Source organism: Streptomyces sp. TAA486, from assembly GCF_000426165.1.
On sequence record NZ_AUEV01000021.1, the window covers coordinates 80169 to 93936 of the forward strand.

Annotated in this window: 14 protein-coding genes; 2 read left to right on the plus strand and 12 right to left on the minus strand. The window is 67.4% G+C overall.

Annotated features, from left to right (window positions below; genetic code table 11):
- Positions 1–9: 9 nt before the first annotated feature.
- The 6 genes from I004_RS37715 to I004_RS38535 all read right to left on the minus strand — a co-directional run bounded on the left by I004_RS37715 (position 10) and on the right by I004_RS38535 (position 3795).
- On the minus strand, positions 10–537 hold the full coding sequence (locus tag I004_RS37715) for a hypothetical protein (RefSeq protein WP_158677104.1): 528 nt from the start codon (positions 535–537) through the stop codon (positions 10–12).
- Positions 506–739 carry a hypothetical protein gene (locus I004_RS0126155; RefSeq protein ID WP_028437923.1) on the minus strand — a complete coding sequence of 78 codons (234 nt, stop codon included), beginning with the start codon at positions 737–739 and terminating at the stop codon, positions 506–508. The genes I004_RS37715 and I004_RS0126155 overlap by 32 nt, the downstream gene beginning before the upstream one ends.
- Positions 720–2243, minus strand: a complete 1524-nt coding sequence (locus I004_RS0126160) for a hypothetical protein (RefSeq protein WP_158677105.1) — start codon at positions 2241–2243, stop codon at positions 720–722. Before I004_RS0126160 ends, I004_RS0126155 begins: the two co-directional genes overlap by 20 nt.
- 5 nt (positions 2244–2248) lie before the next feature.
- Positions 2249–2965, minus strand: a complete 717-nt coding sequence (locus tag I004_RS0126165; RefSeq protein ID WP_028437925.1) for an ABC transporter ATP-binding protein — start codon at positions 2963–2965, stop codon at positions 2249–2251.
- Positions 2966–3066: 101 nt separating this feature from the next.
- Complete coding sequence (locus I004_RS39950) at positions 3067–3396, minus strand: hypothetical protein (RefSeq protein ID WP_199779464.1); 330 nt, start codon at positions 3394–3396, stop codon at positions 3067–3069.
- 72 nt (positions 3397–3468) lie between these two features.
- On the minus strand, positions 3469–3795 hold the full coding sequence (locus I004_RS38535) for a helix-turn-helix domain-containing protein (RefSeq protein WP_486580344.1): 327 nt from the start codon (positions 3793–3795) through the stop codon (positions 3469–3471).
- Between the two features lie 766 nt (positions 3796–4561).
- Here I004_RS38535 and I004_RS0126180 point away from each other — a divergent pair.
- Positions 4562–4909 (plus strand): putative quinol monooxygenase, encoded by a 348-nt coding sequence (locus tag I004_RS0126180; RefSeq protein WP_028437927.1) that lies wholly within the window; start codon positions 4562–4564, stop codon positions 4907–4909.
- Between the two features lie 93 nt (positions 4910–5002).
- Here the strand turns inward: I004_RS0126180 and I004_RS0126185 are convergent, their stop codons facing one another.
- The 5 genes from I004_RS0126185 to I004_RS0126205 all read right to left on the minus strand — a co-directional run bounded on the left by I004_RS0126185 (position 5003) and on the right by I004_RS0126205 (position 9731).
- Positions 5003–5416 (minus strand): cupin domain-containing protein, encoded by a 414-nt coding sequence (locus tag I004_RS0126185; RefSeq protein WP_028437928.1) that lies wholly within the window; start codon positions 5414–5416, stop codon positions 5003–5005.
- A 32-nt stretch (positions 5417–5448) separates the two neighbouring features.
- Entirely contained in the window at positions 5449–6276 is an 828-nt protein-coding gene (locus I004_RS0126190; protein ID WP_028437929.1) for a phosphoenolpyruvate hydrolase family protein, read from the minus strand.
- Positions 6266–7495, minus strand: coding sequence for a Tm-1-like ATP-binding domain-containing protein (locus I004_RS0126195; protein ID WP_028437930.1), 1230 nt, complete (start codon positions 7493–7495; stop codon positions 6266–6268). Before I004_RS0126195 ends, I004_RS0126190 begins: the two co-directional genes overlap by 11 nt.
- Positions 7496–7689: 194 nt before the next feature.
- Positions 7690–8979, minus strand: coding sequence for a cytochrome P450 (locus I004_RS36140; RefSeq protein ID WP_051345452.1), 1290 nt, complete (start codon positions 8977–8979; stop codon positions 7690–7692).
- On the minus strand, positions 8979–9731 hold the full coding sequence (locus I004_RS0126205; protein WP_037977908.1) for an alpha/beta fold hydrolase: 753 nt from the start codon (positions 9729–9731) through the stop codon (positions 8979–8981). The genes I004_RS36140 and I004_RS0126205 overlap by 1 nt, the downstream gene beginning before the upstream one ends.
- Before the next feature lie 436 nt (positions 9732–10167).
- On the opposite strand from I004_RS0126205, the gene I004_RS0126210 reads away from it, so the two are divergent.
- Entirely contained in the window at positions 10168–11148 is a 981-nt protein-coding gene (locus I004_RS0126210) for an alpha/beta hydrolase (protein WP_028437932.1), read from the plus strand.
- A gap of 123 nt (positions 11149–11271) precedes the next feature.
- Here I004_RS0126210 and I004_RS0126215 read toward each other — a convergent pair whose 3' ends face one another.
- Positions 11272–13422 carry a hypothetical protein gene (locus I004_RS0126215; RefSeq protein ID WP_158677106.1) on the minus strand — a complete coding sequence of 717 codons (2151 nt, stop codon included), beginning with the start codon at positions 13420–13422 and terminating at the stop codon, positions 11272–11274.
- Positions 13423–13768 lie beyond the last annotated feature (346 nt).

The following is a 13768-nucleotide window of genomic DNA, read 5'->3' on the forward strand; positions in this document are numbered from 1 at the left end:
CCACTTGGGTCACGGGGTGGACGAGCCCGTCGAAGAAGCGCGGAGACAGTGCCAAAGGGCTCGGCCGTCGCCGAAGAACGGCAAGAGGAACACGATGTGCGCGAGGTACCACCAGGACAACGACCGGTCGAGACCGGAGAGCCACAGAGCGGCGCCCACCGCGACGCAGGCGCACGGCCCGGCCAGGGCCACCGCCGCCGCCTGCCGCGCGGTCAAGGTCCCTTCCGGGACGACCGACGTACGCAACGCCGTGCGCTCGATCGCGATGTGCGTGACCGTGCGGATCCGCTTGAGGACGACGACGTGCGCCGACTCGTGCAGAGCGAACGCGGCCACCATGCCCAGGGCGGCCGGTTTGACCAGCAACACCCAAGCCATGGTGGCCGGTACGGCGTCCCCGGAGCGCACCATCCAGGCCAGGGCCGCCGCCAGGAGGCCGCCGACCAACGCCAGCAGGGGCCACACCTGCGCGGCCACTGCCCAGGCGACGGTGCGGACCTTCAGGTCATCTGCCCGACTCGTTGAGGAGCTGCTCACGGCGCTGCTTCAACCCCCGGTAGATGGCCGCGGTCATGGTCAGAAAGGCGGTGAGCAAGAAGAACAGGACGACCAGCGGGACCGGGTTGTCGACGCCCGCGGTGATGCCCAGCGCCCCGTTGTCCTTCTTCACGGTCTCGAAGACCATCGACCCGAAGAGCGCCTTCCGTTCGACGATCTGGTCAGGGCCCGTTGAGAACATAAGGATGAGAAGGGTCACCACTGCGGTGACCAGCGTCAGCAGCGCGGCCCCTAGAGCGGACTTCACTACCGACATGGCCTTGATCATTCCTTCTCCTCGACTCGCTTGTTTGGATTCCTTGGACCGCGTACCAGACGAACGCGACGGCTCCCCCGGAAAGGCAGACGACCACCGCCCAGGGCGGGAGGCTGAGCAGACCCAGACCGATCACTGACAGGCCCAGCACGATGATGAACACAGACAGCCCCAGGAAGACCGAGAACGGGTTGTCCTTCTCTGCCGGGAACACGATGCTGATGCACGTCGTCACCCCCGCTCCGCCCACGCAGGACGCCAGTGCCACCGCGCTGGAGGGGAACAGGTGCGGGAAGAGCGCAACCGTGATCGCGAAGGTGGGCACGGCGAACAGGGCGAGCAGGACCAGCTGCGCCCTGATGAGCCGCACGTAGACCCGCCAGGCCGGCTCCTGCGCACCCGGCAGCACCCTCAACTGCTGTGTGGCCGTGAACTGGTAGAGGCCGCCGAAGGACAGGGCGGCGAGGCCCCACAGGGGGTTCACCGAGGGTTCGGACAGCAGCAGGTAGGCGAAGACGGCCAGCGCCATCGCGGCGGCGGCCACGGTCTGCGCGCTGCGCAGCAGGCACCAGTCGTAAGGCCCGAGAAGGCCTCGCAGCCGCACGCTTCCGGGAAGCTTCAGGTATCGGGCCTGACGTACGTGCTGGTTCGGGGCGAGCGCGAAGACCAGGGCCACGAGCAGGGCCGACAATGCCGCCCCGGCCGCCAGCGTCAGCCAGGGCCCGTGTTCGTTCCAGGCCCAGGACACCGTCGTGACCCAGGTGTACTCGGTCCGCTTGCTGAGGTACGCGCCGGAGGCATCCGCGATCATCGGCGTCATCTGCCCGAAGTAGTACGCGAGCACCGAGAACAGGGCCAGCACGTTGAGGATGCCCGCCATCCTGCTGAGGCCCAGCACCATCCAGAGCCTGGTCAGCAGTTGGTAGAGGACGGACAGGCCCAGGTAGGCCAGGACGACGGGCAGAACGACCGACGCGGTGATGTATCCGCTCGCGGACGGTCCCAGGATGATCAGCGCGCTCACGGAGAGGGAGACCAGGCCCGCGGCGGCGACCACGGCGGTCATCGCCGCCTCGTAGAGGAGGAACGCCGCCGATCGTTCCCGGTTGGTGACGGGCAGCTGGTAGCTGAGCCGGAGCATCCCTTCGGCGTTGATGAACAGCACCTTCACCAGGAGGAAGGCGATCTGCACCCACAGAAGGATGGACACCGTCGCGGTGTCGAACAGCAGCCTCCACACGGCTGCTTCGCCGGCCATGGGCCGCAGGAAGTAGTAGGACGCCGTGCACATGGCAGCCAGGAGCAGAACCGCCGCCACCATGACGAAGACTCTGACCGGGGTGGCCCTCAGGAATCCGGCCCGCAGCACCCGGCGGAGGAAGAAGACGAAGAGCATCCTGGCCAGGACAGCCGAATGCTTCAGCCGCACGCCGGTCACCGCTCGGACGTTTCGAGGTAGTCGAACACCATGGCGGCGACCGATCCGTGTTCTTCGACCAGGTCCTTCGTCCGCTCGTCACGCACCACGTAACCCAGGTCCAGGAAGAGGGTCTTGTCGGCCAGGCGCTCCAGCACGGCGAAGTCGTGCGTGCACAACAGGACCGAGCGGCCCTCGTCGCGGACCTTCCTGAACTCCCCTTCGGCGAGGTGCAGCGCTTCGATGTCGATGCCGTTGAGGGTCTCGTCGATGACGATCAGCGGCGGGCGGACGACGAGCGCGGACACCAGCTGTGTCTTCTTGCGCATGCCGTGCGAGTAGTCCTCGATGAGGTCGTCGTAGCGGCCTTCCATCGCGAACTTGCGGAACAGGCCCAGGGCTTCACCGTGGTCGACGTCGAGGCCGAACAGCTTGCCCATCATGGAGATGTACTCGCGGGCGGTGAGGAACTCGGGAAGGTAGTCGTTGCTGGAAAGGTAGATGGCCTGCTTCTTCGCCTCGGGCCGGGCGTGCTCGTGGCCGCCGATCCGGATGGATCCCGATTGAAGACGGACGAGGTCGAAGATGTTCTTGATCAGCGTGGACTTGCCGGAACCGTTGGGACCGACGAGACCGACGATGGTGCCTTCCTCGACCGTGAAGGAAACGTCCAGCAGGACGTTGACAATGCCGTCGTAGGAGTAGCTGACGTCGTTGACATTCAGGAGAGACACTGTCGCGGGATCCTTTACCGAGTCCGTCTACCAGGCGGTGTCCAGGAAGCCCGGATGCGGCCCGGGCTTCCTGGACACCTTTTGCATCAGCTGTCAGGCAGCTACACGCATTCGGCGCTGACCTTCAGACCGAAGTCCTTGAAGGACCAGCTGCCGGTGAAGCTCTTGTCCTGGTAGACGACGCACCAGATGACCAGGCCGGCGTAGATGGTGGCGCCCAGGCCGAGAATGACAGCGGTGAAGATCAGGAACCACGCGTCGTAGCGGAGAAGCCCCTTGTCGACCTTGGATCTGATCGACGCGAGGGCACGCTCGGGCGCCGTGGTGGCCGCCACGTACGCAGCGATCGACGCGGACGTGGCCGCACCGGCGGACTTCGCCTTCACCGGCTCGGCGGTCCCGGGTTCCCGTACGAGAGTTGACGCAGACACAGTTCTTCTCCTCTGCGGTTGATGTTGACCCGATGAAAAATGCCATGCTCATGACAGATGCCGCTAGTGTCCTCAGGGGCACTGTTCGATGCATTTCCGGTAGTTCGCAATCACGGCCGCTTGCGCTCGTGAGGAGATCTCCAGTTTGGTGAACACGCTGGCCACATGCTTCTTGACCGTTCGCTCGGCCACGTGCCAACGGCCGGCTATGACGGAGTTCGGCAGACAGTCGCCCAGCGCGACGAGCACTTCGCGCTCACGGGCGGTCAGAAGAGACAGATCTGCGGCGCGCACCCATGGCGGCGCGCTGATCCCTCCGCAGCAGACGTGAGACTCATCGTGATCAACACGTCTGTCTGATGGCAGGTCCACTTCCCGATCCCCCGTGGCAGCGGTCACGCGCCGATGCGTTCGGCTGCGTATGACCTGGTCGGCTTGGTCAGAACCCCATGTCGCAGCGCTTACCGTAAGCGGGGCTTGAACCGCGGGCAATGCAGCGATGTGAGCTGGCGCTTATTCGACTACGCAGGATCAGCTGACGGAATCATGGCTGAACTGCGAACCAGCGAGGCCCTCATGTGAAGAACCAGTGAAAGTGGAATGACCGAGGTCAGGGGTGCACGTCCCAGAAGTGGCCGATACCCGTTGGGTGACATGGCTACTTTTTTCGGCTCAGGTGGCCATTTTCAGCCGCTTCCGAAGGAACTTGCGACCCAGGTTCGGTATGCGCCGGGCGCGGACCGCTCGCCCAGCTGTTCCGCCTCGCCTCCCACCCTGATCCCGCCGTACGGGCGGAGTTGGCCTGGGCGGTCGCCCGGTGGCCCAGCCCCGGGGTCACCGAACTGCTGAACAGCCTCGCCGACGACCCGCACGCCGATGCCGCGAAGACTGAGCGGAAGTCCTCGAAGCCCGGCACGGTTTCGACCTCGGCCCCAGGTCGACGCTGCGGGTACCGGTGTACGTGTCACCGTCCAGGATCCGCTCCCGCGCCGAGACCAGCACCGGAATCACCGCTTGGCCCGCCACGTTCGTCGCCGCACATCACTATGTATGTTGACTCGTGCGGTTGACCGGCTGAGGAGCACGGCTCTCTTGTCGCCCGGCAGCCGGCACCCGTCCCCAGGCAGCGGCCCACCGGCAACCTGCAGGCAAGGGAGAGAGCAGCATGATCTTCATTACGGCGAAGTTCCGGGTACTGCCCCAGCACGCGGACCGCTGGCCCGACATTGCCCGCGACTTCACCGAGGCGACTCGCGCAGAGCCCGGCTGCTTGTGGTTCGACTGGTCCCGCAGCATCGACGACCCGACGGAGTACGTTCTGGTCGAGGCATTCCGCGACGACGAAGCCGGCGTCGCACACGTCGGTTCCGAGCACTTCAAGGCCGCCCAGCGCGAACTGCCCCCGCATCTCGCCGAGACTCCCCTGATCATCAATGCGAACATCGACCAGGAGGGGTGGTCGAAACTGGGCGAGATGTCCGTGGAGCAGGCAGGTTCCGAAGGCGGGAGCTGAACGCCCGCGGCCCCACCTGCCCTGGTGACCGGGGACACCAGCCACCGCTGCTCGGCCACGGGTGCTACGTGGCCGCCGCAGTGGGACTGGTGCTCACCCCGACGCCACCGCCCACGTCGGCACCTGACCCGGCGCCAGCTCGACGAAACCGGGGAGGCCGCGCAGCGCGTTCTCGGCACCGCCTGGCGTGTACGTCGCGACCAGCCGAAGGGGTCGCCAGCCGGTGTTGAACGTGGAGTGCAGCGTGCCCTTCGGGATCCACACGGCGTCGCCCGTACGCACCGTGAACTCCGGGTCGTCGCCGACGGTCTGCCTGCCCTCGCCTTCGACGACGTAGAGGATCTCGTCGGCGTCGGGGTGTTCGTGCCTGTCGTGGCCCTTGTCGGGATTGATGACGACCTCACCAAGAGTCGATGACGCACCCGGAACAGCGTCCGGCGTCACGTGCCACTTGATCGACCCCCAGTCGAAGACCATCGTCGGGAGCGTGTTCGGGTCTCGGCGCATGAGAAATCTCCTTTGTGCGGGTGGAGGCGTCGCTAGTCGGCGGCCGGAAGCTGCTTGAACGCACGAAGCTGGCCGGCGATGGCGCGTTCCGTGGGCAGCCGTTCCATCGATGAAGCGCCGAAGAAGCCGGTGATGCCCTGTGTCCGGTCCAGGACGTAGCGCACGTCATCCGGCTCGGCGAGCGGCCCGCCGTGGCACAGCACGTGGATGTGAGGCGCTACGGCGACTGCCGCGTCGCGCATCTCCTGGATACGGTCGACGGCCTGGTCGAGAGTGATCGTTGTCCTGGCGCCGATGCTGCCCTTGGTCGTCAGGCCGAGGTGCGGGACGATGATGTCGGCGCCGGCCTGCGCCATGGCTGTGGCTTGCTCCACGTCGAACACGTAGGGCGCGGTGAGCATTTCGCGCTCGGCAGCGAGCCTGATCATCTCGATCTCGAGGTCGAAGCCCATGCCGGTTTCTTCCAGGTTGGCGCGGAAGACGCCGTCGATGAGCCCGACGGTCGGGAAGTTCTGCACCCCGGTGAACCCGATCGAGCGCAGTTGGTCGAGGAACCACGGCATCCGTCGAAAGGGGTCCGTGCCGCAGACGCCGGCGAGGACGGGTGTGGATTCGACGACGGGCAGCACCTCCCCGGCCATTTCCAGCACGATCGCGTTGGCATCGCCGTAAGGCAGCAGGCCGGCCAGCGAACCACGTCCGGCCATCCGAAACCGCCCCGAGTTGTAGACGATGAGCAGGTCGACGCCGCCTGCCTCGGCCGCCTTCGCGGACAGCCCGGTGCCGGCGCCCGCACCGATGATCAGCCGCCCCTCCTCGAGTTGGCTGCGGAAGGCGGCAAGTGCCTGATCACGATTCATGGAGCTTCCCCTGAATGATTCGGTGCAGATGGTCGGCGGCCGATTCTGCGAACTCGGCGTCGTTGACGTGCCGTTCGGTGTCGGCGACCTCGACGGCACTGCCGTCGACCGCCTCGAGCACGGCGCCGACGCACGCGGCGTCCGCCTCCGGGTCCCAGAACGGCCCGCCTGGAGCGTCGAGGGCGGAGAATCCGCCACGCGGTACGAACAATGCGGCCGGGCCGGTCGACGCGGCGAGCTTCCTGCCCAGCACGCCACCGATCTCGGCGGCCTCGGCCGTGCTCGTCCGCATCAGCGTCACCGCCTCGTTGTGGGCCAGCAGTGTGCGTTCCTCGAACTGCTCCGGCACTGTGCTCCGGGCCCCGAAGTTCACCATGTCGACTGCGCCGAGGCTGACCACCTGCGGCACGCCGGCAACCGCTGCGGCGGTGAGCCGGTCCGGACCGGCGGACAGCACACCGCCGCCGACCTCGTCCGCGATCTCCGTCGTGGTCAGGTCGAGCACCCCCGAGAGATGGCCCTCGGCCACGAGCGCCTCCATCGTGCGTCCGCCCGAGCCGGTCGCGTGGAACACCAGGACCTCGTAACCCAGTTCTTCGAGCCGCCGCCGCGCCGTTTCCACGGCGGTCGTCGTAACGCCGAACATGGTCGCCGCGACGAGTGGCTTGTCCTGCGGCGCCGCGCCCGCAGTTCGCCGGGCGTCGTACGCGGCGCCCATCCCGGCGACCGCTGCCGCCGCGTTGGCGAGGACCTGCCGGGAGATCGAGTTGATGCCGGCGATATCGACGACGCTGTACATCAGCGTGACGTCGGAGGTGCCGACGTAGGTGGAGACGTCGCCGGCAGCCATGGTCGAGACCAGCAGCTTCGGCAGACCGACGGGCAACGACTTCATGACGGTTGCAGCGATCGAGGAGCCGCCGCTGCCGCCGAGGGCCAGCACGCCGCTGAGCCGGCCGCGCGCATACAGGTCATCGGCAACGGCCTTGGCGCCGGCAGCCATCGTCGCCAGCGCGTGCCCTCGGTCCTGCCGGGCCCTCAGCGCCTCCAGGCTCGTCCCCGCAGCCTCGGCGACAGCGGCGGCTGTCACGTCGGCGTCGAGACCAGGCTCTCCCAGCACTCCCGTATCGACGAGCACGACGTCAAGCCCGCGCTCGACGACGAGGTCGCGAACGAATGCGTACTCAGGGGCCTTGGTGTCCAAGGACCCGCACAACATCACTGCCAAGGGGTGCTCCTCCTGCGGGTTTCGATCGTGACGCGGGGGACGGTCGCCTCATTCTCCGGTCGGCCTGTTGCCCCCTCTCAAGGGTGAGTTCCAGCATGAACGGCCCAAAGGCCAGGGGGAGCTGCACGTGACCGCGCCGCGCCTGCCGCCCGGTGGGGAATCCGGATGGTGCCGCCGGCCGCCCCTCATTCGGTCAGCGGTGGGCGGGAGTCGGGGTGGGTCGGTGTCCAGCGCACCGGCAGGTGAGTGATGCCGTTGATGAAGTTGGAGCTCAGGCGGACCGGCGGCCCGTCGAGTTCCAACTCCGGCAGGCGGGCGAGCAGTTGCGTGAAGAAGATCCGCATCTGCATGCGCCCGAAGTGCGCGCCGAGGCACATGTGGGGGCCCTGGCCGAAGGCAAGGTGGTCGTTGGGCGTGCGGGTGATGTCGAACCGGTACGGGTCGGGAAAGGCGCGCTCGTCGAAGTGTGCGGAGGCGTGGTAGACCACTACCTTCTCCCCCCGCGCCATCCGCTGCCCGGCGAGTTCGGTGTCCCGCGTGACTGTGCGGCGGAAGCTGAGCACGGGCGGGTGCCAGCGCAGGATCTCCTCGACGGCTGACGGCACGAGAGCGGGATCGGCGCGCAGCCACCGGTAGGCGTCGGGGTGTTCCAGCAGGGCCAGGACGCCGCCGGGCAGGGCGCTGCGCACAGTGTCGTTGCCGGCGATCACGACGAGGAAGAAGAACATCGCCAGTTCTTCCTCGGTCAGCAGGCGGCCGTCCTCGACGGTGGCGGTGGCCAGCGCGGTCATCAGGTCGTCCGCGGGGCGTCGGCGCTTGTGCCGGGCGAGTTCGTGCGCGTAGTCGAACATGTCGCGGAGCATCGCGGGTGAGCGCGGGTTGACCGGTCGTCCGTCCGCGTCTCGTACGACCTCGGCGTGCTCGGGGTCCTGATAGCCGATGACGCGGTTGGTCCACTTCAGCAGCAGACTGCGGTCGGATGCGGGGACGCCGAGCAGCTCGGCGAGGTTGGCGAGCGGGAAGTCGTCGGTGACCTCGACGGGCAGGTCGCAGCTCCCGTGCCCGGCGACCGCGTCCAGCAGGGCGGCGGCGCGTGCCGTGATCTGCTCGCTGAACTGCTCCAGCCGCCGCCGGGTGAAGATGGCGGCGGCCAGGCGGCGGATGCCGTTGTGCTCGGGCGGGTCCATGTTGAGGATCATCCGCCGGATGAAGCCGAGGTCGTCGGGGGCGGGGTCGCGGATCTGGGTGGCGCCGAGCCAGGACGAGTACACGGCGGGGTCGCGCAGCACCTCACGGACGTCCTGGTAGCGGGTGACGGCCCAGTACCCGGGCCCGGCCGGCCAGTCGTCCACCTCGTGCTCGTCCTGCCGGCAGACGGGTGCCTCGTCGCGGAGGCGGCGGAAGCTGTCGTGCGGGATGCCGCGCGCGAACACGCGAGGGTCGAACACATCGGGCACCGCGGTGGGCGAGGCCATCAGTGCCTGCTGAGGAAGCGCTCGACACAGGTGGCGAGGGCCACCGGGGACTCGTCCATCGCGTAATGCCCCGCGTCGGGGAAGATCGCGAGCTCGAGGTTCGGGTACCAGGCTCCGAAGGTCGCCCGCATGGTCTCGGCACCCAGCGCCGGGTCGTGCTGCCCGGCGATCACCTGGATCGGCACGTCCCTGCCCTTGACCTCGGTGTGGAAGTCGGTGTCCGCCCAGGCGGGCAGATAGGCGGCGAACGCGTCGCGGTCCGAGTGCTCCAGCGAATGCCGCACCATGGCGTCCAGCCAGGTGCCGGTGAGCCGGTTCCCCGTGGTGAAGTCGATGATCGCGCGGCGGTTGCCGGCGCTGTCGGCGGCGCCGTCGAACAACTGCCGACTCTGCTCGTCGAACGGCACGCCGCTCGCGGGCACCGGCGAGACACCGACGAGCGCCCTCACCCGGTCCGGCACGTCGGCGTACACCCGCTGCATGACGGATCCGCCCATCGAGTGACCGAGCAAGGAGAACCGCTCGACGCCGAGGTCGTCGGCCGCGGACAGCACGTCGGCCGCCGCCTCGGCAACCGAGTAACGGCCCGTCTCGCCGCGACGGTCGCCGTAACCGCGGTAGTCCAGGAACACGTAGCTGAACGCCTCCCGGTCCAGGTGCGGCAGCAGGGCCTGCCACGACCGCGACGAACCGAACCAGCCGTTCAGAACCAGCACGGTGTGCGTTCCGGTGCCGACCCGCTTGATGCTCATGTTCCGCCCTCCGCCGTCGAGTTGGGCCTCCGGCGATGCTAGGGCGACGTCCCGGGCCTGGGAACACGGCACCGTCGATGCCTCCGCCAGGAACCGCGTGTCCTTCAGTGCGGCGCGCCGAGCACCGGCCACTCCCGCGACGGCGCCGACGGTCCGCGCGGACTCCGCGAAGTCGTCGAAGCCGTGCCAGGGGTCGTGGGGCGGAACGCGGCAGGTACCGGATCCGCTCGTACCGACCGGGCAGGCACTCCCCCCGGGCGGTGATGCCGGCCCACGGCGGTCCAGCGGGTGTTGCTGAATCGGCAACGGAATTCGCGTGCATCCCGCTGTCCGCCGGATGATGCCGGTACTGCCCTTGGCGGCAGAAACCTCAGCCGAGTCCGGACCGCTCGTCCGTCCCGGGCTCTCCCGCACGGCGCCCCAGGAGTGACGATCCATGTCCCAGACACCCGCCTCTGACCGTGCCCACCGTCTGGTGTCCTCGCCGGCCGGCCGAACACACCTGGTGGAACAGGGCAACGGGCCGCTCGTCGTGCTTCTGCACGGGTTCCCCGAATCCTGGTATGCCTGGCGTCATCAGCTGCCCGTGTTGGCCGCCGCCGGCTACCGGGCGGTGGCCATCGACGTCCGCGGCTACGGGCGCTCCTCCAAGCCCGAGGCGGTGGACGCGTACCGGATGCTCGACCTCGTCGAGGACAACGTCGCTGTGGTGGAGGCCCTGGGCGAGCAGTCCGCGGCGATCGTCGGGCACGACTGGGGAGCGACCATCGCCGCGACCTCCGCCCTCGTCCGGCCCGAAGTGTTCCGCGCGGTCGGGTTGCTGAGCGTGCCCTACACGCCGCCCGGCGGCCCCAGGCCCAGCGACGTCTTCACGCAGATGGGCGGCACGGAGGAGTTCTACGTCTCCTACTTCCAGCAACCCGGCCGTGCCGAAGCGGAGATCGAACCCGACGTCCGCGGCTGGCTCGCGGGGTTCTACGCGGCCCTGTCCGCCGACACCATGCCCGCACCCGATGCCCCGGACCCGCACTTCGTCAGCCGAGGCGGCATGCTGCGCGACCGATTCCCTGCCGGTCGGACTCCGGCCTGGCTCAGCGAACACGAACTTGACGTCTACGCCGGGGAGTTCGAACGCACGGGCATGGCCGGAGCACTCAACCGCTACCGGAACATGGACCGGGACTGGGAGGACCTCGCCCGGTTCGACGGAGCCCCCATCACCCAGCCCTCGCTGTTCGTCGGCGGCAGCCTGGATGCCTCCACCTCCTGGCTGGCCGACGCCATCATGGCGTACCCCACCACCCTGCCCGGCCTCCGCGCCTCGCACATCCTCGACGGCTGCGGCCACTTCATCCAGCAGGAACGCCCCCGGGAGACCAACCGGATCCTGACCGACTGGCTCACATCCGCCCTCTGACGCGCGGAGGTCTCGTCCCACGCATGACATGCCGCGGACATCGATGATGCCGTGCTCATTTGGAGCGTGCTTCCTCTGCTTGCCGGCCCGACCGGTCTGCCCGTCAAAGGGGTTGGAAGACGCTCACCAGCGATACGGCGGGGCGAGGTGGTCTTGGAGTTCACGGTGGCGGAACTGCCATGCAGTCCCAGCTACGCGCAAAATGCCGGACTCATGGCAAGCATGGAGGAAGCGGCCCAGCCGCCAAGGCAACCGGCCCCGGGTACACAGGAGGAAGGTCACATATCGCAACGCCCCGGCGCCGCCCCCGATCGGAAGGCTGAACATGAAGAGTCCGCACGCAACCGCCAAGCCGGTCAGACCCAGGAACCAGAGCAGAATCCAGTTTCCAGGAGTGAAACCCGCTCGTCCGAATAGATAGTCGAGTACGAGAAGGGTCACCATCAAGCCTGAAAAGAGGATCAGGAGCAAGAGAACGGGGACAAGCGCCGTTACCAGATCCCGGCGGACAAGATTACGTGGACCGGCCCCGGGGACGTCCCCGCCCACCACGAGCCCGAACGTAAGACCTACCACAAGGCCACTTGGAACTCCGAAGGCGGAGACCGCATACCAAGTCTGACCGCGCGGATAAAGGATCAACACACAGAGCAAATAGCACAGGATGAATCCGATGACAGCGGCACGCTGGCCTCTCCGGGTGCGTAGCCCACGAAAGTCAACCCGGCGCATCTCGGGCCAGGTGGGACGATGCACGACTGAGAGTAGAGCAAGGATGAGAAGAAGAAGGAGAAAGGGGCGAAGGACAGGCATGTCCCCTGGCGCATGGAAAACGATCAGCAACATGGCAGGAAGCATCGAGGCGAGAAGCACGACCAATACTCGCTCGACCCACTGAATCCAGCGTGCGCCTGCCAGCGGCCACAGTTCGTTGAGAACCAAATCGCTGCTGCTGAGCATGCGGCCCCTGATGGTGCGAGGCCGACCGTCTTCGCCACCGGCATTTGCATTGAGATAACCGGCCAGGACCGCGAGGTATCGCCTCGTAGCAGCGGCATCCCATCGCTTCCCGCTCTTGGAATTCGGAGCCCCCACAGCGTCGGTGCCGTGCTGCGATGCCGCCACCGCGGCACCGATGTAGTGGTCCAGGAGATAGTTGTAGAGCCGGCCTTCGGCCGCGTAGGCAAGCAGATCGGCGGGATCACGTAAATAGCGGCCGTCTGCGGCTCGTTCCTCGAAGACTGTGACGGCCAGAGTGAGCCGCCAGGGCGTATCCAGCATGCCCGCAAGCGTCGCAGCGGAGGGACTGACGTTCTCTGCACCCCGTTCGGCTACCACGTCCACAGCGGAGAGAACCGGCTGCCAGCGAGCCCGGCCGTTCTCCGTGACGGCAACTCGCTGCCGAAGGTAGTCGCCGGCGCGAGACGCATCCACGCGGTTCAGGGCAATATGCGCAACGACATTGGGCTGTACGTCGGCGTCGACCAAGGTCTGATAGTGAGCGTGGCGGCACGTGATGACAACCGGGCAGTGGGCACCGCCGTCCTCGAAACGTTCGACAGCGCGCAATAGCCTACCGGCGCGGGATGTATATCCAGGGCTGGTGCCCATGTCCATCTCGTCCAAGCCGTCGATGACCGGCAGGACAAGATTCGAGTCGACAAGAAGGGCCGTATCACGGTTGGAGAGCCGGTACGTGGCCGAGAGATGTGCCTTCAGCCAGCTGCGCATTTCGCTGCCGGGCCAGGAAGCCGCAGCCAGCCGTACCGGTACCGGTTCCCCCGAGGCACGTTCCTTGGACAAGCCCAAGAGGAGTGCCAGTGCGAGTACGGTCTTGCCCGTCCCCGCATCCCCGTCGTCCGGTCCGTCCGATCCGGGGGACGAGCTACCGGTGATGATCATCCGTCCTGGTCGCAGATTCCGGTAGTACTCGACGATTCCCTCGAGGGTTCCTTCAGGCGGGGTGTCGCGCGCCCCGGTCGCGACTGCGGTGAAGGCGAGATCCACCCGGCCGTCCGGAGCAGCCAGGCCGCTTCCCAGCAACTGCCGGTACTGCGCTCCTTCACCCCGGACAACGGACCGCGCGAGATCGTCGGCAACCACTTCTCCGGTGCGTTGGTTCCGCAGTGCACGTAAGGCCGCCCAAGAACTCCAGGCCGTAAGCACCGCGCCTACCAGAGCGACGGGCAAGCCCCACAGGTCGGCGAGATCGGCGGCTTCTTCGGCCCGCCCGCCCCTGCCGTCCTCATGTGCGGCCCACGTCAATCCGGCCACGCACACCACGAAACCGACTACTACCGCGGAAAGAGTCCCACCACGCCCCCGTACGTTCATGAACTCCATCCTCACCCAAGACCACGAACGTTTTCCAACCTGCCTGATGGGTCGGCTGGTTGGGCTGCGAGAGAGACGACGCGCGCTCCCCTGAACGACATCATCGACGCCCTTGCGGGGGGCGGCATCACCTGCTGGGGCAGGCAGGGGCCACCAGGGTGCTCCCGCACCGCCTGGCATCCTCCGTCGAACGTCTCGAGAGGTCCCGGCAGACCTCGCCCGCCTCGGCGCAACGCCGTGCCGGCTCCGGAAAGGACCGGAACGCGGCAACTCCCCCGAGCTCCTG

Excerpts from the sequence above, each read along its gene's own strand:
- I004_RS0126155 (WP_028437923.1), bottom strand. The coding sequence starts at position 739 with ATGTTCTCAACGGGCCCTGACCAGATCGTCGAACGGAAGGCGCTCTTC.
- I004_RS0126180 (WP_028437927.1), top strand. The coding sequence starts at position 4,562 with ATGATCTTCATTACGGCGAAGTTCCGGGTACTGCCCCAGCACGCGGAC.
- I004_RS0126185 (WP_028437928.1), bottom strand. The coding sequence starts at position 5,416 with ATGCGCCGAGACCCGAACACGCTCCCGACGATGGTCTTCGACTGGGGG.
- I004_RS0126190 (WP_028437929.1), bottom strand. The coding sequence starts at position 6,276 with ATGAATCGTGATCAGGCACTTGCCGCCTTCCGCAGCCAACTCGAGGAG.
- I004_RS0126195 (WP_028437930.1), bottom strand. The coding sequence starts at position 7,495 with ATGTTGTGCGGGTCCTTGGACACCAAGGCCCCTGAGTACGCATTCGTT.
- I004_RS36140 (WP_051345452.1), bottom strand. The coding sequence starts at position 8,979 with ATGGCCTCGCCCACCGCGGTGCCCGATGTGTTCGACCCTCGCGTGTTC.
- I004_RS0126205 (WP_037977908.1), bottom strand. The coding sequence starts at position 9,731 with ATGAGCATCAAGCGGGTCGGCACCGGAACGCACACCGTGCTGGTTCTG.
- I004_RS0126210 (WP_028437932.1), top strand. The coding sequence starts at position 10,168 with ATGTCCCAGACACCCGCCTCTGACCGTGCCCACCGTCTGGTGTCCTCG.